Raw genomic sequence first — 19,396 nt, forward strand, 5'->3', positions numbered from 1 at the left:
CGTCAACCACCACAACCCGGCGTGTCGCTGACCTGGGGAAGCACCCGCTTTAGCCGGTTAAGAGGGAGTCACGTTCACGGGCTCGATCGTCGCCTTCCTCAAGCTGTCGGCCCGGATGAAGTCCGCTCCAATGGTGCTTCCCGGCAAGAATGCGATCAATCTCGGAGCTCTCGGGGTCTTCGTCGTGCTGACCGCCTGGTTCGTGGCCTCCCCGTCCCTAGGGTTGCTGATCGCAGTCACCGTGATGGCACTCGCGCTCGGTTGGCACCTGGTGGCGTCCATCGGCGGCGGCGACATGCCCGTGGTCGTGTCCATGCTCAACAGCTACTCCGGCTGGGCCGCGGCTGCGTCGGGCTTCCTGCTCGACAACGACCTACTGATCATCACCGGGGCCCTGGTGGGATCGTCCGGCGCGTACCTGTCCTACGTCATGTGCCAGGCGATGAATCGGTCGTTCCTCTCGGTGATTGCCGGCGGCTTCGGGATCGAGGCGCCGCGCAGCGACGACGCCGACTACGGCGAGCACCGCGAGATCAGCGCGGAGACGACGGCCGAACTCCTGCGGAACGCCTCCTCCGTGGTCGTCACGCCCGGGTACGGCATGGCCGTGGCGCAGGCACAGTACCCGGTGGCCGACCTCACCCGCCGACTGCGAGAGCAGGGCGTCGACGTGCGCTTCGGCATTCACCCCGTCGCGGGTCGGCTCCCGGGACACATGAACGTCCTCCTCGCCGAGGCGAAGGTCCCCTACGACATCGTGCTCGAGATGGATGAGATCAACGACGATCTGGCTGAGACCTCCGTCGTGCTCGTCATCGGCGCCAACGACACCGTCAACCCGTCGGCGGCAGAGGACCCGACGAGCCCGATCGCCGGCATGCCGGTGCTCCGGGTCTGGGAGGCTGGCGATGTGGTGGTCTTCAAGCGTTCGATGGCGGCTGGGTATGCCGGTGTGCAGAATCCGTTGTTCTTCCGGGAGAACACCCAGATGCTCTTCGGTGATGCGAAGGACCAGGTCGAGGCGATCCTGCGGCACGTCTGAGGAAGTCGTGTGCTCGGGTGAGCGTGCTCACCTCGCGCTGGAAGCTGGTCGTAGGTCGTGAGTTGTTGCTGGGTGGACTCGGATCGAGTCCACCCAGCAAGGAGGCAGTTCATGGGCATCTCGGAGATCTCGCTGGACCCCGACGCGGCCGGTCGTCGCGTCGATCGTGGATGCGACGAACCGGGCGCGACGCGCGCCGCGAACATCGTGACCCCGCTGGCAGTGGAGCGACATCAGCCGCAGCGCGAGCGCCCGTCAGCGCGCGATCGGGACGGTCCCGGAGCGCGAGCGTGGCGGCGAGTTCGTGCGTCGCGACCGCCCCGCCAAGCCAGAGACCTGCGCGCGTGCGTGGCTGGTTCGCTCGGCGCAATTCCCCGGTGGCGGGGTCGTCGATCGGCACCTAGCCGGAGCCCGGTGCCGCTAGTCTCCGGCTCGTGATCGTCAAGCGCCTGGTCAACGCCGCCGTAGTCGGCGGCGCGCGGTGGCTGGACCGGGCTGGCAAGATCGAGGCCGGCACGCGGGCGGCCGAGGGGTTCGGCAGCTTCGGCGCCGGTACGACGATCGGCTTCCCGGCCGCGACGCTGATGAACACCCGGTCGATCCACCTCGGCACGGGGGTGCTGGTCGGGCGGCAGGTGACGCTGTCGGTGGGCTACGGCCCGGGCGACCCGGGGATCCCCGAGCGCGGGCTGGTGGTCGGCGACCGGTGCGTGATCGGGGCGCGGAGCACGCTGGTGGCGCACGCCTCGATCGAGGTCGGCGACGACGTGTGGTTCGGGCAGGGCGTGTTCGTGTGCGACGCCAGCCACGGCTACCAGGACCCGGACCTGCCGATCGGCGAGCAGTTCGGCCCTCACCAGCCGGTCCGGATCGGCGCCGGCTCGTGGGTCGGCCACGGGTCGATCGTGCTGCCGGGCACGACGCTCGGTCGCAACGTCGTGGTCGCGGCGGGGTCGGTCGTGCGCGGCGACGTACCCGACCACAGCATCGTGGGCGGCGCGCCCGCGAAGGTGCTGCGCCGCTACGAGCCCGGCGTCGGCTGGGTCGGGACCGAGGGCGACCTGCGGCCGGTCGCGCGGGGCTACTTCGGTGGCGCCGACTTCACTGAAGCGAACTGAGCACGCCCGCGACGAGGAACCCCAGCACGGTCAACAGGCCGGCCACCCGGCCGGCGCGGCCGTAGGACTCCGGCACCATCGAGTCGGCCAGCATCGTGAGCACCGCGCCGCCGGCGAAGGCGCTCGCGATCTCGCCGGTGTGCGTGCCCGCGTCGGCGACCAGGAAGCCGGCCAGCGACGCGATGCCGCAGACCGCGGTCAACGAGACCCACATCAGGGTGATCCGGCGCTCGGGTACGCCGGCGGTGCGCATGTCGTCGGTGCCGGCCAGGCCCTCGGGGACGTTCGAGAGCAGCACGGCCGCGAGGAACGCCACGCTGATCGACCCGCCCAGCGCCAGCCCGAGGCCGAGGATGAACGACTCCGGGATGCCGTCGAGCAGCGCGCCGAGGAACAGCGCCGTGCTGGAGCCGCCGCCGCGGTCGATCAGCCGCGCGCCGACGTAGTACGCGAGCGCGCCGACGAGGAACGCCGCGCCGATCTCCCAGCCGAGCTCGAGGCTCTCCTCGGGGATGAGCTCGTAGCCGACCGCGCTGATCAGGGTTCCGGCGCCGAAGGCCATCATCAGTCCGACCGTCCGCTTCGACCGGCCGAGTGGCGACGCGAGCGCCTGGCCGATCAGCAGCGAGCCGGCGGCGAGGAGCCCCCACAGGAGTGCCGCGCTCACGCCTGTCCCGGCACCTTCAGCTCACCGGTGTAGATCGGCGAGTCCTTGCGGGAGAGCAGCTCGCGCCGCTCCTCGGGGGTGAGCGCCTCGACCTGCGCGCGTACGTCGGACGAGAAGCCGCTCACCTCCGCCGCCTCGTCGACCGGGACGACGGTGTGCACGACGCGGTCGTCGTACACGTGCACCATCGTCATCGCCTGGTGGCCGTCGACGCCGGACACGAACCGCTCCAGCGGCGCCGGGTCGGAGGTGTAGCAGGTGGCGGAGGCGACCGAGACCGGGATGCCCGCGAAGGTGGAGTACGTCGAGTAGTGGAAGTGCCCGCCGAGGATGCCGCGCACGTCGGTGCCGGTGACGACCTCGGCCAGCCGGTGCTGGTCGTAGAGCTCGATGACCTCGGCCGCCGGCATCATCGGGATCGGGATCGGCGGGTGGTGCAGCGCGAGCAGGGTGCCGTGCGGCGCGGGCTTGCCGAGTACGCCGGCCAGCCAGTCGAGCTGGTCGCCGGTGAGCTCGCCGTGGTGGTAGCCCGGGACGCTGGTGTCGAGCGCGACGATGCGCAGCCCGTCGACGTCGTAGGCGCGGTCCTGGGTCGAGTCGTCGTCGGAGTCGAAGAGGCCGCGGGAGTACGCCGCCCGCTCGTCGTGGTTGCCCATCACCCAGACGACCTCGGCGGACATGGCAGTGGCGGCGGGCTCGACGACCTCGCGCAGCCGGGCGTACGCCTCGGGCTCGGCCCGGTCGGCCAGGTCGCCGGTGAACACCAGCGCCTGCGGCGGGTGCTCGAGCCGGGACAGCCGGGCGAGCGCGAGCCGGAGGCCCTCCTCCGGATCGATCACGCCGTACTGCCGGGCGCCGGCGGCCAGCAGGTGCGGGTCGCTCAGGTGCGCGACGACGTGACCGGGCTGGGGGTACTGGCCGAGCTGCACCCGCTCAGGCTAGACGGGACAGCTCGAAGACCGGGATCAGCCGGTCGGTGCGCTCCTCGTACTTGGCGAAGTTCGGCCAGGTCCGCAGCATCGCCTGCCACAGCTCGGCCCGCTCGGCCGAGTCCTCGACCTCCCGCGCGACCACGGCGATGCGCCCGCGCCTCCAGGTGATCGTGGCCCCGCCGGCCGCGCGCAGGTTGTGCACCCACGCCGGCATGTCCGGCCCGCCGAAGTAGGACCCGGCGATCAGCCAGCGATCTACGGAGCCTGCTGCACGATCCGCGCGGCTACGCGACGACCGGTGGAGCGTCGGCGGTGTTCGCCTCGGTCGACGTGACCCGCCATGCCTTCCCTGGGCAGCCTTGCCACCGCACGCACCGGACGCCGCTCGCGTTCGCCCGTCTTGTTCAGCAGGCTCCTCGTGCGGGACGCAGAGCAGGGGAGTGCTGCGGGGGAGGCCGCTCCTGCGGCCGACGACCGTGAGGGTCAGGTTCGGCAGCCCGGCGATGTCGAGGATGCTCACTCGGCCGCGCGAGACTCGCTGGAGCAAGCGGTCGGTCCACACGATCTGGGGGAGCAGCCTCGGCAGCCAGGGGATCCCTCCGACGCGGATCGCGAGCGGTGTCAGCAGGCCCATGGCCGCAGTCTGTCCCAACCCGGGGACTTCACACGCTTAACGTGTTGGCGGGACGTCATGCGGGCGGTCGTGGGGGGCGGTGCCTGGGCTGTCTCGACTGTCATGTCGGCGCAATTGCGCTGTTGTGGCAGTGTTTGCCCCGGCCCGGCCGCCATTCCGGCGCAATTGCGCTGTGATGACGGTGCCTGCCGCGCTCCGATTGCCATTTCGGCGCAATTGCGTCGCCGGGGCAGCCACCTCGTATGACGTCCCGCAGCCTCAGCCGCGGGCGGGCGCCACGGTGCCGACGACCTCGCCCAGCGCGAGCCGGCCACCGGAGACCGACGGCGCGGTGTAGCGCAGGGTGACGGTGTCGCCGTCGGCGAGGAACGCGGACTCCTCGCCCCAGCCGATCTCGAGCAGCGAGCCGCGCTCGCCCTCGGTGGGTCCGCTGATGGTGCCGGAGCCGTAGAGGTCGCCGGTGCGCAGCGAGGCGCCGTTGACGGTCAGGTGGGCGAGCATCTGGGCGGGCGACCAGTACATCGAGGAGTACGGCGGCCGGCTGATCACCTCGCCGTTCACGACGATCTCGACCGCGATGTCGAGACCGCGGGTCGCGCCCGGCCCGAGGTAAGGGAGCGGCTCGGGCTCCTGCGCGGGCAGCGCCACCCAGGCGGCGTCGAGCGCCTCCAGCGGCGTGACCCAGTGCGAGATCGAGGTGGCGAAGGACTTGCCGAGGAACGGGCCGAGCGGGACGTACTCCCACGCCTGGATGTCGCGCGCGGACCAGTCGTTGAGGCCGACGACGCCGAAGACGTGGTCGGCGAAGGAGGAGTAGGGCACCGGCGTACCGAGCGTCGACCCCACGCCGACGACGAAGCCCAGCTCGGCCTCGATGTCGAGCCTGGCGGACGGGCCGAAGCCGCCGCCGGGCCGCTGCCCGGACGGGCGGATCACCGGGGTGCCGGACGGGACGACGGTGCCGGCGCGGCCGTGGTAGCCGACCGGCAGGTGCCGCCAGTTGGGCAGCAACGGCTCGCCGTCGGGGCGGAAGATCCGGCCGACGTTCGAGGCGTGGTCGATCGACGCGTAGAAGTCGACGTAGTCCGCGACCTCGACCGGCAGGTGCAGGGTGACGTCGGCGAGGGGGACCGTGTGGGTGCCGGCCTCCGCGATCGCCCGGGCCTCGGCCCGCGTCTCGCGCCAGACCTCCGGGCCGAGGGCGAGGAAGGCGTTGAGCGACGGGTGCTCGAGCTCGGGTCGTCCGGTCGCCGCGGCCAGATCGACGACGCCGTCCTCGTGCCGCACGCCCACCCGGCGCAGTCCGCCGTCGACCGAGAACACGCCGTAGGGCAGGTGGTCGAGCCCGAAGCCACTCACGAGACCAGCCCCAGGGCGATCAGGTCGTCGAGCGGCTCGCCGACCGAGCAGGAGCCGAACGACGTGAACCAGTGCCGAGCGCGGTCGAGCTCCGTGCAGTCGAGCCCGTCGAAGGACCGCTCCTCCAGGGTCGCGACCACCTCGTCGCGGCCGGCGCCGTCCCACGCCTGCCGGGTCGCGACCAGCAGGTTGAGGAACCCGTGGTGCTCGAAGCCGTCCGCGCCGGTGTGCCGCACCGCGCGGTGCAGCCCGGCCGTGCACTTGAACGGCGTCTCGCGGTCCAGCGCCGCGTCGATCCAGCCCGCGAGCACGACCGAGGAGGGGTACGCCGCCACGTCGAGGCCACCCGTCCGGAGCTTCAGCCGGAACCCCCGTGCCGCCACCTCGTCGGCCGCCGCGAGCCAGGCCTGTTCCGACGCGGACGAAGGCAGCTCGACGTACACCGGCACGTGGTCGTCGAGCCGGCCCTCGGCCCGGGCGGCGTCGACGGCCGCGCCGACCCGGCGGGCGTTGCCGGCCGGGTCGTCGGGGTCGCGCAGCGCGATCTCGATGCCCCTGACCGCGAGGTGCAGCCTGCGGGAGAGTGCGGCGAGGCCGGCGATGTTGCCGGCGCCACCGGTCACGACGACCGACAGCGCGAGCGGGGTGGCCGTCAGCCCGGGGAGCGCGGGGAGGTCGGTGTCGCGCACCACGAACGTGCCGACCAGGTCGGCGTACGGCTCGGAGCGCCGGGCCCGGTGGTCGGTCGCCGCGGCGGCCAGCGGGGCGTCGCCCGGCGGGAAGATGGCGGCGTCGTCGACGAGTCCGCGGAGGGCGGCGCCCACCGTGGGCAGGGCGGGTTCCGTTGACACGCTGGCTACTCTAGCCAGGAGGCAGATAGCGGACGAATGCGTTCGATAATCGATCGGAGGCAGGTCATGGCCCACTACCGGCGGATCGGTGAGGTTCCCCCGAAGCGGCACACCCAGTTCCGCGACGGCGACGGCGACCTCTACCGCGAGGAGCTGATGGGCGAGGAGGGCTTCTCCTCCGACTCCTCGCTGCTCTACCACCGTGGCGTCCCGTCGGCGATCGTCGCGAGCGAGGTCTGGGAGCTGCCCGACCAGAGCCGCACGCCCAACCACCCGCTCCAGCCGCGGCACCTGCGGCTGCACGAGCTCGAGACCGACACGGATGCGGTGACGGGTCGCCGCCTGGTGCTGGGCAACAACGACGTCCGGATCGGCTACGTCGTGACGGGCACGGACCCGTCGCCGTACTACCGCAACGCGATCGGCGACGAGTGCGTATACGTCGAGAGCGGCGCCGGCGTCGTCGAGACGGTCTTCGGCGTGGTCGGCTACCGCGCGGGCGACTACGTCGTGATCCCGCGGGCGACCACGCACCGCTGGGTGCCGGCCGAGCCGAGCCGGCTCTACGCGATCGAGGCCAACAGCCACGTCGCGCCACCGAAGCGCTACCTCTCCCGCTACGGCCAGCTGCTCGAGCACGCGCCGTACTGCGAGCGCGACCTGCACGGTCCCGAGCGGCCGTTCACGATGGAGGGCGACGAGGTGGAGGTGCTGGTCAAGCACCGCACCAGCGCAGGCGTCGTCGGCACCAAGATGACCTACGCGACGCACCCGTTCGACGTGGTCGGGTGGGACGGCTGCCTCTACCCGTACACGTTCAACATCGAGGACTACATGCCGATCACCGGCAAGATCCACCAGCCGCCGCCGGTGCACCAGGTCTTCGAGGGCCACCACTTCGTGGTCTGCAACTTCCTGCCGCGCAAGGTCGACTACCACGAGCTCGCGGTCCCGGTGCCGTACTACCACTCCAACGTCGACAGCGACGAGGTGATGTTCTACGTCGGCGGCGACTACGAGGCGCGCAAGGGCTCCGGCATCGGGCTGGGCTCGATCTCGCTGCATCCGGGCGGGTACGCGCACGGCCCCCAGCCGTCGGCGATCGAGGCGTCGCTGGGTGCGGAGTACTTCGACGAGACGGCGGTCATGGTCGACACCTTCGCCCCGCTCGACCTCGGCGAGGGCGGCCTGGCCGTCGAGGACCCGGCCTACGCCTGGACGTGGAGCCAGCAGGCGTGACCGAGGAACGAGGTCACGACTCCGCGGATCTCCACAGGCCGATCCGGAGCGGTCGACCGGCCGGACCGGCCGTGTGAGACTGGAGGCCGAAGGAGGTGCCCGCCGTGAGCGATCCGCAGGTCTGGACCCTGATCGGCGTCTTCGCCGCGAGCACCTTCGCCCTGGTCGGACTCGTGTCGACGACGTTCCTCCGAGTCCTCCAGGCGGAGATCCGCGCGCTCGACGCGAAACTGACCGCGAAGCTCGACGTGCTCGACAAGGACATCTCCGCGATCGCCCGCCGCGTCTTCCCCGACGAGCGCTGACCGTTGCCAGCCGTTGACCGTGGCGCTACGCCGCGACCGGCTCGTTGTTGAGCGTCTTGTAGGTGTACGCCGTGCCGATCAGGATGACCGGGACGGCGACGATCAGGCCGATGCCGCAGAGCAGCGCACCGACGAACCAGGCGACCAGGCTCACCAGGAACCACAGGATCACGTTGCCGGCGTTGTGCCTCGTGAACTCGAAGCTCGCCTTGATCGCGTCGATCGCCCCCATCTCCGGGCGGTCCATCAGGAAGTACAGCGCGTACGACGTGAAGAACGCGACCAGGATGCCCGGGATGATGCAGGCGATGAAGCCGACGAAGGTCAGGACGCCGATGATCAGGGACGCGATGACGACCTCACCCAGCTTGTTCGGCTTGAGCAGTCCCGAGGGCTCCAGCTGCCGGCCCTCGGTGATGTCGAGCGCGCCGCGCACGATGCCGGCGCCGACGATCATCGAGATGATCCAGCCGACCAGGCTGAACAGCCAGCTGACGATGTTCTGCGCGGTGAAGACGCCGCCGCAGTCCTTCACCTCGGCCGTGGCCAGGTTGACCGACGGCTCGCACGCGACGGCCTGGCCGACGAAGAACCCGACGAGCTGGATCGCGACGAGGACCACGACCAGGACGACGATCGCCAGCAGGATCTGGCCGAGGTTCTGGGTGAACTTGCTCCAGCCGTAGGAGAACGCGTTCCCCACGCTGTAGCCGCCGGAGCCCGGCGCCGCAGGGGGAGGCGGAGGCGGCGGAGGCGGTGCCGGCGGCTCGGTCGGTGGCGGCGGGGGAGGTGGCTCGTTCGTGGACATCGACAGCTCCTTGGCGGTCCGAAAGAAGGCCCAGACGGCAACCTAGCGGTTGGCGACCCGTCCCGGACAGACCCGAGACGGGCCATTGCCGGAAGTGGGTACCGTTCGGACCGTGAGCCGCAGACCTCCGCGCCAGGACATCGACGAGCAGGCCCTCGACGTCGAGCGCCCGAAGGACCACGCCGCCGGGCCGACGGCGATCGCGGTCACGATGAAGCGCGCCGTGGAGCAGATGGGCGTCCGGCGTACGGCGAGGACCCTGCTCGCCGTCAACCAGGTCGACGGCTTCGACTGCCAGGGCTGCGCGTGGCCCGACCCCGATCCGGAGCACCGCGCCACCGCCGAGTTCTGCGAGAACGGCGCCAAGGCGGTCACCGAGGAGGCGACCCTGCGCCGGGTCGGACCCGAGTTCTTCGCCGCGCACCCGCTGGCGGACCTGCGCGAGCGCACCGACTACTGGCTCGGCCAGCAGGGCCGGATCACTGAGCCGATGGCGGTCCGCCCCGGTGGCACCCACTACGAGCCGATCGGCTGGGACGAGGCCTACGCGACCATCGCGCGCCACCTCAACGGCCTGGACTCGCCGGACCAGGCGATCTTCTACACCTCCGGCAAGACCTCGAACGAGGCGGCGTTCGCCTATCAGCTCTTCGTCCGGGCGTTCGGCACCAACAACCTGCCGGACTGCTCGAACATGTGCCACGAGTCCACGTCGGTGGCGCTCGCCGAGACCATCGGCATCGGCAAGGCGTCGGTCACCTTCCAGGACGTCCACGACGCGAAGCTGATCGTGATCGCCGGGCAGAACCCGGGCACCAACCACCCGCGCATGCTGACCGCGCTCGAGCAGGCGAAGAAGAACGGCGCCCGGATCATCGCGATCAACCCGCTGCGCGAGGCCGGCCTCGTCCGGTTCAAGAACCCGCAGAAGGTGCGCGGCCTCGCCGGCCACGGCACCGCCCTCGCCGACCTGCACCTGCCGGTCCGCATCAACGGCGACCTCGCGCTGTTCCAGGCGATCGGCGCGCTGCTGCTGGAGTGGGGCTGTGTCGACCGCGACTTCGTCGAGCGGCACACCTGGGGCTTCGACGCCTGGGCCGAGCACGTGCGCGCCCTCGACTGGGACGTTGTACGCCGCTCGACGGGTCTGACGCGCGAGCAGATCGAGGCGGCGGCGCGGATGTTCCGCGACTCCGACCGCACCGTCCTCTGCTGGGCGATGGGCATCACCCAGCACCGCAACGCGGTGGCGACCGTCAAGGAGCTCGCCAACGTCGCGTTCCTCCAGGGCAACATCGGCAAGCCCGGCGCCGGTCTCTTCCCGGTGCGCGGCCACTCCAACGTCCAGGGCGACCGCACTATGGGCATCTGGGAGCGGCCGCCGAGCCACTTCCTCGACGCGCTGCGCGACGAGTTCGGCTTCGAGCCGCCGCGCGAGCACGGCCTCGACACGGTCGCGGCGATCAAGGCGCTGCGCGACGGCGACGCGAGGGTGTTCTTCGGGATGGGCGGCAACTTCGTCTCCGCCGCCCCCGACACCGAGGTCACCGAGGAGGCGCTGCGCCGCGCCGACCTCACCGTGCACGTGTCCACCAAGCTCAACCGCTCGCACGTCGTGCACGGCCGCGAGGCGCTGATCCTGCCGGCGCTCGGCCGCAGCGAGCGCGACCTCACCGGTGGCCGGCCCCAGAAGGTCACCGTCGAGGACAGCCTCTGCGTGGTGAAGGCGTCGCACGGCCCGCTCGAGCCGGCCTCGCCGTACCTGCGCTCCGAGGTCGACATCGTCTGCTCGATGGCGCAGGTCACGATCGGCGACCGGTACGACCTGCCCTGGGACGACTTCCGCGCCGACTACCGCGCGATCCGGCGCCGGATCGCGCGGGTGGTGCCCGGCTGTGCGGCGTACGACGAGAAGGTCGAGCGCCCCGGCGGCTTCACGCTCCCGCACGGCCCGCGCGACAGCCGCACGTTCCCGACGGAGAAGGGCAGGGCGATCTTCACGGTCAGCCCGACGACGGTGCTCGAGGTGCCCGAGGGGCGGCTGCTGCTGCAGACGCTGCGCTCGCACGACCAGTTCAACACCACGATCTACGGGCTCGACGACCGCTACCGCGGCATCAAGGGCGGCCGTCGCGTGGTGTTCGTGCACCCCGACGACATCGCCGCGCTCGGCCTCGAGGAGGGCGAGCACGTCGACCTGGTCAGCGAGTGGGACGGGTCGGAGCGCTCCGCCCCGGACTTCCGGATCGTCGCCTACGACCAGCCGCGCGGCTGTGCGGCGGCCTACTACCCCGAGACCAACCCGCTGGTCCCGTTGGACTCGACCGCCGAGGGCAGCAACTGCCCGACGTCGAAGTCGGTGATCATCCGGCTGGTCAAGGGTCGCGGCGGCCACGGCCCGGCCCCCAGCGACGCGGGCACGGTCACGTCGTCCGGCCGCGGCGACGAGGGCAAGCGGTACGTCGAGCCCGAGCAGCTCTCGTGAACTCCCCATGAGCAACCTGGAGGACCGGCCCGACCGCGAGCGCCGCTGAGCGGGTCGTCCGCCTCTCGCACCTCTATACGCCGCCCTCAGGCGGACGACCCGTGTGGGCTGCGCGAGGATGTCGGCATGGGACCGGTGACCGGCGAGGACGGCGTCCCGCGCTGCCCGTGGGCGGGCGGGCCGGGCGTGATGCGCGACTACCACGATCACGAGTGGGGCCGGCGGATCAGCGGCGAGTCGGCGTACCTCGAGCGCCTGACGCTGGAGGCGTTCCAGTCCGGGCTGTCCTGGTCGACGATCCTCAACAAGCGACCGGCGTTCCGCGAGGTCTTCCACGGCTTCGACGCCGACGCGATCGCGGCGTTCGGACCGGACGACGTCGAGCGGCTGATGCGGGAGCCGCGGATCGTGCGCAACCGGCTCAAGATCGAGGCCGCGGTCGCCAACGCCCGGGCGACGGTCGCGTTGCGTGATGCCGAGGGACTGGCGGCGCTCGTGCTCTCCTTCGCCCCGGCCGACCCGCCGGCCTGGCACGACACCGCCGAGATGGCGACCATCTCGGCGGAGTCCACGGCGCTCAGCAAGGAGCTGAAGAGGCGCGGGTTCGCGTTCGTCGGCCCGACCACGATGTACGCGCTGATGGAGGCGATCGGGATCTTCGACCCGCATCTGGTCGGCTGCTTCCGGCGCGGGCCGCGGTTGTAACGCCGGGTTACCTCCTGTTGTCCTCCGGATGCAACCTGGTGGGGACAAGAAGTAACCCGGCGTTACATGCGAGTGGAGCGGGTTTATGCTCGCCGCCGTGGCCCAGCTGGTCGAACTCCGTGAGAGCGCCGCCCCCGCGACGGCCGGCGAGCTGCTTGAGCTCGTCCGCACCGGGCGCGCGGCGACCCGCTCGCAGCTGCGCGCGCTGACCGGCCTCTCCCGCACCGCCGTCACCGCTCGGGTCGGCTCGCTCACCGCGGGCGGCCTGCTGCTCCTCGGCGAGGAGCTCGCCTCCACCGGCGGCCGTCCGCCGGGAGCGCTGGTGTTCAACAAAGAGGCCGGCGTGGTGCTCGCCGTCGCGATCGGCCGCTCCCGCAGCCAGCTCGCGGTCCTCGACCTCGACGGCCAGGAGCTGTCCTCCGACTCCCGCGACCACGAGGTCGGCGTCGGCCCCGAAGAGCTGCTGCCCTCGATCGCCGTGCGGCTGCGCGGGCTGCTCGACGGCGTCGCACTGCCGGTGCTCGGCATCGGCCTCAGCCTCCCCGGCACCCTCGACCCGGTCCGTGGGCTGTCCATCGGCTCCCCGGTGATGTCCGGCTGGGACGGCGTCGAGCTGGCGCCGTACCTCTCGGACGTCGCCGACGCGCCGCTCTTCGTCGCCAACGACGCCGACGTGCTCGCCCGCTCCGAGCTGCTCGGCGGCGCCGGCCGGCTCGACGACGTCCTGGTCGTCAAGGCGTCGACCGGCCTCGGCCTCGGCATCGTGGCCGGCGGCCGGGTGCTCAGCGGCCACCTCGGCGCGGCCGGGGAGATCGGCCACACCACCGTCGACGCCGCCGGGGAGCTGCCGTGCCGCTGCGGCGCGACCGGCTGCCTGGAGACCATCGCCGCCGGCTGGGCGCTCGTCGCCCGGATGGAGGAGGCGGGGCAGCCTGTCGACCACGTGCGCGACCTGGTCGCGCTCGCGCTGCAGGGCGACTCGTTCGCCCGGGGGCTGCTGCGCGACAGCGGCCGCGAGCTCGGCGAGGTGCTCGCGGTCGCGATCAACCTGCTCAACCCGGCGGCGGTCGTCATCGGCGGCGACATGGCGGCGGCGTTCGACTTCTACGTCGCCGGCGTGCGCGAGAGCGTCTACCGCCGGTCCGCCCCGCTCGCGACCCGCGACCTCCGGTTCCTGCCCGCCGCCCACGGCGACCGCGCGGGCGTGGTCGGCTGCGGCGCGCTCGCCCTCGACCACGTGCTCGCCCCGGCGGCCGTGGACGCCCGGCTCGCGGCGCTCTAGCCTCGGCCCGTGACCCGCGTACACGCCTTCGGAGACGACGCCCTCGGCGACCTCGACGCGGTCGGGCTGGTCACCGCGATCCAGGAGGGCCAGGTCTCGATCCCCGAGGTGGTCGACGCCGCGATCGCGCGCGCCGAGCGGCTCCAACCCGAGCTCAACGCGGTCGCGTACGTCGCCTACGACCGGGCCCGCGCGGAGGCGCGGGACCCGCGGGGCGGGTTCTTCGCCGGCGTACCCACCTTCGTCAAGGACAACTGCGACGTCGCGGGCATGCCGACCCAGCAGGGCTGCGACGCCTACCGCGCCCGGGTCGCGCCCGTGGACGGCGACTTCGCCCGGATGCTCCTCGCCACCGGCCTGGTGCCGCTCGGCAAGACCCAGCTCTCCGAGTTCGGGTTCAGCCCGTCCGCCGAGCACCCGCGGCTCGGCGCGGTCCGCTCGCCGTGGGACACCGCCCGCACCGCCGGCGCCTCGTCGGCCGGCTCCGCCGCCCTGGTCGCCGCCGGCGCCGTCCCGATCGCGCACGCGAACGACGGCGGCGGCTCGATCCGCATCCCGGCCGCGGTCAACGGGCTGGTCGGGCTCAAGCCGACCCGCGACCGGCTCGCCCAGGACAGGGTCAACCGGCAGATGCCGATCCGGATCGTCTCCGACGGCGTCCTCACCCGGTCGGTGCGCGACACCGCGGCGTTCCTGCGCGAGGCCGAGCACGTCTACCGCCAGCTCAAGCTGCCGCCGATCGGCGACGTCACCCGCCCCGGCCGCACCCGGCTGCGGATCGCCGTGCACACCTCCGGCATCGGCCGCAGCGCCTCGCCCGAGGTCGTCGAGCTCACGCTCAAGACCGCCCGGCTGCTCGAGGAGCTCGGCCACCACGTCGACCACGTCGACTCGCCGGCCCCCACGACGGTCCCCGACGACTTCCTCCTCTACTGGGCGATGCTCGCGACGATGATCGTGCGCACCGGCCGCCGCCAGCTCGGCGCCGACTTCGACCGCACCCGCCTCGACAACCTCACCCTCGGGCTCGACCGGCACTGCCGCAGCCGGCTCCACCGGCTGCCCGGCGCGATCACCCGGCTGCGCCGGCTGCCGCGGGTCTCCGCCGACTTCCACCGGCGCTACGACGTCTCGCTCACGCCGACGCTGGCGCTGACCACGCCGCGGGTCGGCCACCTCGACCCGACCGCCGACTTCGACACCGTGATGGAGCGGATCCTGGAGTGGGTGGCGTTCACGCCCTGGCAGAACGCGACCGGCGACCCGGCGATCTCGCTGCCCCTCGCGATCACCTCCGAGGGGCTGCCGCAGGGCATGATGCTGGGGGCCGGATCGGGCCGCGAGTCGACCCTTCTGGAGCTCGCCTACGAGCTCGAGGAGGCGGCTCCCTGGAGCCGCATCACAGGCTGAGATCTGGCCGGTCGCCCCGATTTCTCAAGTGTCCGAGAGCGTGTGTATTGTTCTCCGACGTTGCCCCTTTAGCTCAGTCGGCAGAGCGTCTCCATGGTAAGGAGAAGGTCTACGGTTCGATTCCGTAAAGGGGCTCTGGGCAGGACCTCCCACCGGCCGGTTGACTGGTCGGTGCGGCCGTGCCCGTGGCGGGGTAGCTCAGGTGGTTAGAGCACACGGCTCATAATCGTGGTGTCGCGGGTTCGAGTCCCGCCCCCGCTACTCACCACCAGCGACACCCCGTACCGACAAGCGAGGACTTCCCGTGGCCAGCAAGAGCTCCGACGTTCGCCCCAAGATCACGCTCGCCTGCGTCGAGTGCAAGGAGCGCAACTACATCACCAAGAAGAACCGCCGCAACGACCCCGACCGGCTCGAGCTGGCGAAGTTCTGCCCGCGCTGTCGCAAGCACCAGCCGCACCGCGAGACCCGATAGGAAGCTGGGCCGTCGAGGAGGTTGCGCGGCGACCGTCTCGACACCCTCCCGAACGACCCGCCCGATCCGCTCGGGCGGGTCGACGTCTATTTTGAGGCCATGCCTGTCGACCAGTCGCTCGTCGGCCGGGTCTTCCCACCCACCCGACCCTATGTCGTGACCGCCGAGAGCATCGGCGACTTCGTGGCCGCCACCGGCGGGGAGTACGCCGGCGGGCCGGCCCCGGCGACGTACCCGATCGTGCTCGCGTTCGACGCGATGAACGCGTTCCTCGAGGCCGAGGCGATCGACCTGTACCGCATCGTCCACGGGCAGCAGGAGTTCGCCTACGAGCGGCCGGTCGTGCCGGGCGACGAGCTCGTCGCGACCCTGACCGTCGCGAGCCTGCGCCAGATCGCGGGCAACGACATCATCGGCACCACCAGCGAGATCACCGACGCCACCGGCGCCGTCGTCTGCTCGACCTCGGCGACCCTCGTGCACCGGGGCGGGACGGCATGATCCTCGAGACCCGTATCTACACCGTGACCCGCGCCGACCTGGTCCGGTACGCCGCCGCGAGCGGCGACCACAACCCGATCCACCAGGACGAGGAGGTCGCGCGCGGCGTCGGCCTGCCCGGCGTGATCGCGCACGGCATGTACACGATGGCGCTGGCCGCCCGGGCCGTCGACGCGTGGTTCCCCGGCGCGGAGGTGGTCAGCCTGGGCTGCAGGTTCACCCACCCGGTCGTCGTACCCGCCGAGGGCGGCGCGGACGTCGAGGTCGCCGGCGAGGTGAAGTCGTCTGACGACGGGCTCACCACCGTCGCGCTCACCGTCACGTGCGAGGGCCAGAAGGTGCTGGGCATGCCGAAGGCCGTCGTCCGTGCCTGAGCTGTCCGACCACACCACCCTGCGGCTCGGCGGCCCGGCCGACGAGTGGGTGACCGTGACCGCGGAGTCCGACCTGGCCCCCGCCCTCGACACCGACCTGCCGGTGCTCGTCCTCGGTGGCGGGAGCAACCTGGTCGTGGCCGACCACGGCTTCCGTGGCCGCGTCGTCGAGATCGCCACTCGCGGGATCAGTCCGGACGTCGAGGACGCCTCCTGCGGTGGCGTCATGGTCACCGTCGCCGCCGGCGAGAGCTGGGACGACTTCGTCGCGCTCGCCGTCGAGAGGGAGTGGGTCGGCGTCGAGGCGCTCTCCGGCATCCCCGGCTCGGTCGGCGCGACGCCGATCCAGAACGTCGGCGCCTACGGCCAGGAGGTCGGCCAGACCATCGCGTCGGTGCGGGTCTGGGACCGCACGCTCCGCGGCGTCCGGACTTTCGCCAACGCCGACTGCGGATTCGGCTACCGCACCTCCCGCTTCAAGCAGGACCCCGGCCGCCACGTCGTCCTCTCGGTGACCTTCCAGCTCCGGCAGGGATCGCTCGGCGGACCGGTCGCCTACGCCGAGCTCGCCCGCGTCCTGGGCGTCGAGCCGGGGGAGCGGGCTCCGCTGGCCGACGTACGCCGGGCGGTGCTGGCGCTGCGCACCGGCAAGGGCATGGTGCTCGACGCCGCCGACCACGACACCTGGAGCGCCGGCTCGTTCTTCACCAACCCGGTGGTCGCAGCCGACGCGGTGCCCGAGGGCGCCCCGGCCTGGCCGCAGCCCGACGGCACCGTGAAGACCAGCGCCGCCTGGCTGATCGAGCACGCCGGCTTCGCCAGGGGACACGGCGACGACCGGGTCGCGCTCTCCTCCAAGCACACCCTCGCGCTCACCAACCGCGGCGGCGCGAGCACCGCCGACCTGCTCGCGCTGGCCCGCGAGGTGCGCGACGGGGTCGAGGCGCGCTTCGGCATCCGGCTGGTCAACGAGCCGGTGCTGGTCGGCTGCGAGCTGTAGCTCCAGCCCGGACGGCCCGGGTCAGGAGAGTCTCGTTGAACGCAGCCCACGTATCGACCCCTGCGTCATGCCGGCGGCCCGTGCGTGCGACGCAGGGTGAGGGAGACCGGCAGCACCTCTCGCCGAAACGGCTCTCCCGGCCGGCGGATCCGGTCGAGGAGGAGGCCGCACGACGCGTCGGCCATGCGGTGGAAGTCGAGGTTGACGGTGGTGAGCTGGAACACCTCCCAGCTGGACATCGCGATGTCGTCGAAGCCGACGATGGTCAGCTCCCCGGGCACGGCGACACCGAGCCGATGCGCTGCGTTGAGCGCGCCGAGGGCGATCACGTCGTTGGCGCAGAAGACCGCGGTCGGAGGGTCGTCGGCGCCCAGCAGCCGCGGGAGCGCATCCTGGCCTGTGTCGTAGACGAACCTCCCGCGCGCCGACCGGGCGGGTGCCACCGCGATCTCCGCCTCGGCGAGGGCCTCGCGCAGGCCCCGCTCCCGGTCGCGGCCGGTGCTCGTCTCGAGCGGACCGTGGATCGCGCCGATCCGGCGGTGGCCGAGGTCCAGGAGCAGCTCGGCCACGGCTCGGGCGCCGCCGACGTTGTCGAACACGCAGGCGTCCGAGACCGCTCCGTCGACCTCGCGGCCGACCTGGACGAACGGGACGCCACGTCGCTGCAGTTCATGGACCAGGGGCGAGTCCAGGTTCGAGGTGGTCAGCAGTGCTCCGTCGAGCGTGCCGTCGATGAGCGGCTCCATGCCGACGGTGGATCCGCCCTCGTCTGTCAGCAGGATGGTCCGATAGCCCGCGCTGTCCAGACAGTTGTGGAGCGGGCCGACGAGCGTGGAGAAGAACGGGTTCGTCAGCTCGCCGGCGACGATGCCGATCCGGCGCGTCTCTCGGGTCGCGAGGTTGCGTCCGCTCTGCATGGGCACGTACCCGAGCTGCTCCGCGGCCTGGAGGATGCGTTGCTTGGTCGCCTCGGAGACCCCGGCCTCCCCGCGCAGCGCGCGCGACACCGTGGGCTGGGTGACGCCCGCGAGCCGCGCCACGTCGTGGCTGGTGACAACCGACCGCCCCGCGGTGGTGCCCGCGGCCTCGCCATCGGGGCGTGGCGGATTCATGGCCTCAGCGCACATGCGTATGTCATAGCGGAACTGTACCAAGATACGGTTGATTTTCGATGGAGTGACCGTTGACACGCATACGTATGCGTTCTACGGTTGCTCACACGATCACGGAAGGGATCAAGGCTGTGGAGCCCACGAGCGGTGCAGGGAACGACCGCGTCGACACCGTCGTCACGACCACGGATGCCGATGCTGGTGAGGTGGTCCTCCGGGTGGAGGGAGTGAAGAAGAGCTTCGGACACGTCAGCGCACTCCGCGGCGTGTCGCTGGAGGTGCGCGCCGGAGAGATCGTGGCGATCGTCGGCGACAACGGCGCCGGCAAGTCCACGCTGGCCAGCGTGATCTCGGGCGCCCTCCTTCCCGACGAGGGACACCTCGAGATCGCCGGCGAGCGGGTGGACGGTCGCGGCACCAAGGCGGTGAGCGAGCTCGGCGTCGAGACCGTCTATCAGAATCTGGCCCTTGCTCCGGACCTCTCGATCGCCGCCAACTTGTTCCTCGGTCGGGAGCAGCTCGGCCGGGGCTGGCTCCACCGGCGCCTGGCCGTGCTGGACAAGCGGGCGATGGCCGACCGGGCCGAGACGGCCCTGGTCAAGGTCGGTTGGGACGGTCCGCCTCCCACGACTCGGGTGAGCGACCTGTCCGGCGGCCAGCAGCAGGCCGTCGCCGTCGCGCGAGCCATGGTCTGGGCGACCCGCGCGATCTTGATGGACGAGCCGACCGCTGCCCTTGCGCAGCGGCAGATGCAGAAGACCAACGAGATCATCCGCGCGGCCGCGCAGCAGCGGCTCGGGGTCGTCGTGATCACGCACGACCTACCCAACATGCTCACCTATGCGCACCGGATCGTGGTGATGCGACGGGGCGCGATCGCCGCGCAGATGCGAGCCGAGGAGACCAGCACCACCGAACTCGTGGAGATGATGGTGAGCCGCGAGGGCGAGGACGGGCTGGCAGCATGAGCGCCACCAGCGCCGTTGTCCGTCGGTCTCGCTCCGCCGATCTCCTCCGGTGGGCCCAGGGGTGTCCGCGTACTACCTCACATGTCGCTCCGCGTACGGCCTGATGTGTAGGTCGGTCTCGGCGAGTTG

19 protein-coding genes, 2 tRNA genes and 1 pseudogene are annotated in these 19,396 nt (G+C 71.7%); 15 read left to right on the plus strand and 7 right to left on the minus strand.

The window, feature by feature from the left end:
• Nucleotides 1-67: 67 nt before the first annotated feature.
• Both ACYVKX_RS15970 and ACYVKX_RS15975 read left to right on the plus strand, forming a co-directional pair.
• A pseudogene (locus ACYVKX_RS15970) lies at nucleotides 68-1,042 on the plus strand (NAD(P)(+) transhydrogenase (Re/Si-specific) subunit beta); the annotation flags it as partial.
• 434 nt (nucleotides 1,043-1,476) lie between these two features.
• Nucleotides 1,477-2,160 carry an acyltransferase gene (locus ACYVKX_RS15975; protein WP_460834376.1) on the plus strand — a complete coding sequence of 228 codons (684 nt, stop codon included), beginning with the start codon at nucleotides 1,477-1,479 and terminating at the stop codon, nucleotides 2,158-2,160.
• Here the strand turns inward: ACYVKX_RS15975 and ACYVKX_RS15980 are convergent.
• The 5 genes from ACYVKX_RS15980 to ACYVKX_RS16000 all read right to left on the minus strand — a co-directional run bounded on the left by ACYVKX_RS15980 (nucleotide 2,144) and on the right by ACYVKX_RS16000 (nucleotide 6,603).
• Entirely contained in the window at nucleotides 2,144-2,827 is a 684-nt protein-coding gene (locus ACYVKX_RS15980) for a ZIP family metal transporter (protein ID WP_460834378.1), read from the minus strand. The two genes, ACYVKX_RS15975 and ACYVKX_RS15980, sit on opposite strands and share 17 nt — an antisense overlap.
• A complete protein-coding gene (locus ACYVKX_RS15985) occupies nucleotides 2,824-3,756 on the minus strand; it encodes a metallophosphoesterase (protein ID WP_460834380.1) in 933 nt (310 codons plus the stop codon). The genes ACYVKX_RS15980 and ACYVKX_RS15985 overlap by 4 nt, the downstream gene beginning before the upstream one ends.
• Before the next feature lie 4 nt (nucleotides 3,757-3,760).
• Complete coding sequence (locus tag ACYVKX_RS15990; protein WP_460834383.1) at nucleotides 3,761-4,393, minus strand: nitroreductase family deazaflavin-dependent oxidoreductase; 633 nt, start codon at nucleotides 4,391-4,393, stop codon at nucleotides 3,761-3,763.
• A 258-nt stretch (nucleotides 4,394-4,651) separates the two neighbouring features.
• On the minus strand, nucleotides 4,652-5,752 hold the full coding sequence (locus ACYVKX_RS15995) for a fumarylacetoacetate hydrolase family protein (protein ID WP_460834385.1): 1,101 nt from the start codon (nucleotides 5,750-5,752) through the stop codon (nucleotides 4,652-4,654).
• Nucleotides 5,749-6,603, minus strand: a complete 855-nt coding sequence (locus tag ACYVKX_RS16000; RefSeq protein WP_460834387.1) for a hypothetical protein — start codon at nucleotides 6,601-6,603, stop codon at nucleotides 5,749-5,751. Before ACYVKX_RS16000 ends, ACYVKX_RS15995 begins: the two co-directional genes overlap by 4 nt.
• 66 nt (nucleotides 6,604-6,669) lie before the next feature.
• Between ACYVKX_RS16000 and ACYVKX_RS16005 the strand changes: the two genes are divergently transcribed.
• Nucleotides 6,670-7,842 carry a homogentisate 1,2-dioxygenase domain-containing protein gene (locus ACYVKX_RS16005; protein ID WP_460834389.1) on the plus strand — a complete coding sequence of 391 codons (1,173 nt, stop codon included), beginning with the start codon at nucleotides 6,670-6,672 and terminating at the stop codon, nucleotides 7,840-7,842.
• Between the two features lie 104 nt (nucleotides 7,843-7,946).
• Nucleotides 7,947-8,147 carry a hypothetical protein gene (locus tag ACYVKX_RS16010; RefSeq protein WP_460834392.1) on the plus strand — a complete coding sequence of 67 codons (201 nt, stop codon included), beginning with the start codon at nucleotides 7,947-7,949 and terminating at the stop codon, nucleotides 8,145-8,147.
• A 25-nt stretch (nucleotides 8,148-8,172) separates the two neighbouring features.
• On the opposite strand, the gene ACYVKX_RS16015 is transcribed toward ACYVKX_RS16010, so the two are convergent.
• On the minus strand, nucleotides 8,173-8,955 hold the full coding sequence (locus tag ACYVKX_RS16015; RefSeq protein ID WP_460834394.1) for a hypothetical protein: 783 nt from the start codon (nucleotides 8,953-8,955) through the stop codon (nucleotides 8,173-8,175).
• Between the two features lie 112 nt (nucleotides 8,956-9,067).
• On the opposite strand from ACYVKX_RS16015, the gene ACYVKX_RS16020 reads away from it, so the two are divergent.
• From ACYVKX_RS16020 to ACYVKX_RS16065, 10 genes are all read left to right on the plus strand, one after another.
• Entirely contained in the window at nucleotides 9,068-11,440 is a 2,373-nt protein-coding gene (locus ACYVKX_RS16020) for an FdhF/YdeP family oxidoreductase (RefSeq protein ID WP_460834397.1), read from the plus strand.
• Between the two features lie 126 nt (nucleotides 11,441-11,566).
• Nucleotides 11,567-12,145 (plus strand): DNA-3-methyladenine glycosylase I, encoded by a 579-nt coding sequence (locus tag ACYVKX_RS16025; protein ID WP_460834400.1) that lies wholly within the window; start codon nucleotides 11,567-11,569, stop codon nucleotides 12,143-12,145.
• 97 nt (nucleotides 12,146-12,242) lie between these two features.
• A complete protein-coding gene (locus tag ACYVKX_RS16030; protein WP_460834403.1) occupies nucleotides 12,243-13,427 on the plus strand; it encodes an ROK family protein in 1,185 nt (394 codons plus the stop codon).
• Between the two features lie 9 nt (nucleotides 13,428-13,436).
• The gene (locus ACYVKX_RS16035; RefSeq protein ID WP_460834406.1) at nucleotides 13,437-14,837 is read left to right on the plus strand and encodes an amidase; all 1,401 of its coding nucleotides are present in this window, start codon (nucleotides 13,437-13,439) and stop codon (nucleotides 14,835-14,837) included.
• Nucleotides 14,838-14,899: 62 nt separating this feature from the next.
• Nucleotides 14,900-14,972: transfer RNA gene (locus ACYVKX_RS16040), tRNA-Thr, on the plus strand.
• Nucleotides 14,973-15,024: 52 nt separating this feature from the next.
• A tRNA-Met gene (locus tag ACYVKX_RS16045) sits at nucleotides 15,025-15,098 on the plus strand.
• 43 nt (nucleotides 15,099-15,141) lie between these two features.
• Complete coding sequence (gene rpmG, locus ACYVKX_RS16050; RefSeq protein ID WP_395696096.1) at nucleotides 15,142-15,312, plus strand: 50S ribosomal protein L33; 171 nt, start codon at nucleotides 15,142-15,144, stop codon at nucleotides 15,310-15,312.
• Between the two features lie 99 nt (nucleotides 15,313-15,411).
• Complete coding sequence (locus ACYVKX_RS16055; protein ID WP_460834408.1) at nucleotides 15,412-15,813, plus strand: FAS1-like dehydratase domain-containing protein; 402 nt, start codon at nucleotides 15,412-15,414, stop codon at nucleotides 15,811-15,813.
• On the plus strand, nucleotides 15,810-16,187 hold the full coding sequence (locus ACYVKX_RS16060; RefSeq protein ID WP_460834410.1) for a MaoC/PaaZ C-terminal domain-containing protein: 378 nt from the start codon (nucleotides 15,810-15,812) through the stop codon (nucleotides 16,185-16,187). Before ACYVKX_RS16055 ends, ACYVKX_RS16060 begins: the two co-directional genes overlap by 4 nt.
• Nucleotides 16,180-17,187, plus strand: coding sequence for a UDP-N-acetylmuramate dehydrogenase (locus ACYVKX_RS16065; RefSeq protein WP_460834413.1), 1,008 nt, complete (start codon nucleotides 16,180-16,182; stop codon nucleotides 17,185-17,187). The genes ACYVKX_RS16060 and ACYVKX_RS16065 overlap by 8 nt, the downstream gene beginning before the upstream one ends.
• Nucleotides 17,188-17,252: 65 nt before the next feature.
• Here the strand turns inward: ACYVKX_RS16065 and ACYVKX_RS16070 are convergent, their stop codons facing one another.
• Nucleotides 17,253-18,299: a LacI family DNA-binding transcriptional regulator gene (locus ACYVKX_RS16070; RefSeq protein WP_460834415.1), complete on the minus strand. Its 1,047-nt coding sequence runs from the start codon at nucleotides 18,297-18,299 to the stop codon at nucleotides 17,253-17,255.
• Between the two features lie 131 nt (nucleotides 18,300-18,430).
• Here ACYVKX_RS16070 and ACYVKX_RS16075 point away from each other — a divergent pair, with 131 nt between their 5' ends.
• Nucleotides 18,431-19,267, plus strand: a complete 837-nt coding sequence (locus tag ACYVKX_RS16075) for an ATP-binding cassette domain-containing protein (RefSeq protein WP_460834417.1) — start codon at nucleotides 18,431-18,433, stop codon at nucleotides 19,265-19,267.
• The last annotated feature ends 129 nt before the right edge of the window (nucleotides 19,268-19,396 follow it).

The sequence above is a fragment of the Nocardioides hungaricus genome, from assembly GCF_054782915.1.

Coding starts and splice junctions, on each gene's coding strand:
- ACYVKX_RS15990 (WP_460834383.1), bottom strand. CDS start 4,393: ATGGGCCTGCTGACACCGCTCGCGATCCGCGTCGGAGGGATCCCCTGG.
- ACYVKX_RS16005 (WP_460834389.1), top strand. CDS start 6,670: ATGGCCCACTACCGGCGGATCGGTGAGGTTCCCCCGAAGCGGCACACC.
- ACYVKX_RS16015 (WP_460834394.1), bottom strand. CDS start 8,955: ATGTCCACGAACGAGCCACCTCCCCCGCCGCCACCGACCGAGCCGCCG.
- ACYVKX_RS16025 (WP_460834400.1), top strand. CDS start 11,567: ATGGGACCGGTGACCGGCGAGGACGGCGTCCCGCGCTGCCCGTGGGCG.
- ACYVKX_RS16055 (WP_460834408.1), top strand. CDS start 15,412: ATGCCTGTCGACCAGTCGCTCGTCGGCCGGGTCTTCCCACCCACCCGA.
- ACYVKX_RS16060 (WP_460834410.1), top strand. CDS start 15,810: ATGATCCTCGAGACCCGTATCTACACCGTGACCCGCGCCGACCTGGTC.
- ACYVKX_RS16070 (WP_460834415.1), bottom strand. CDS start 18,299: ATGAATCCGCCACGCCCCGATGGCGAGGCCGCGGGCACCACCGCGGGG.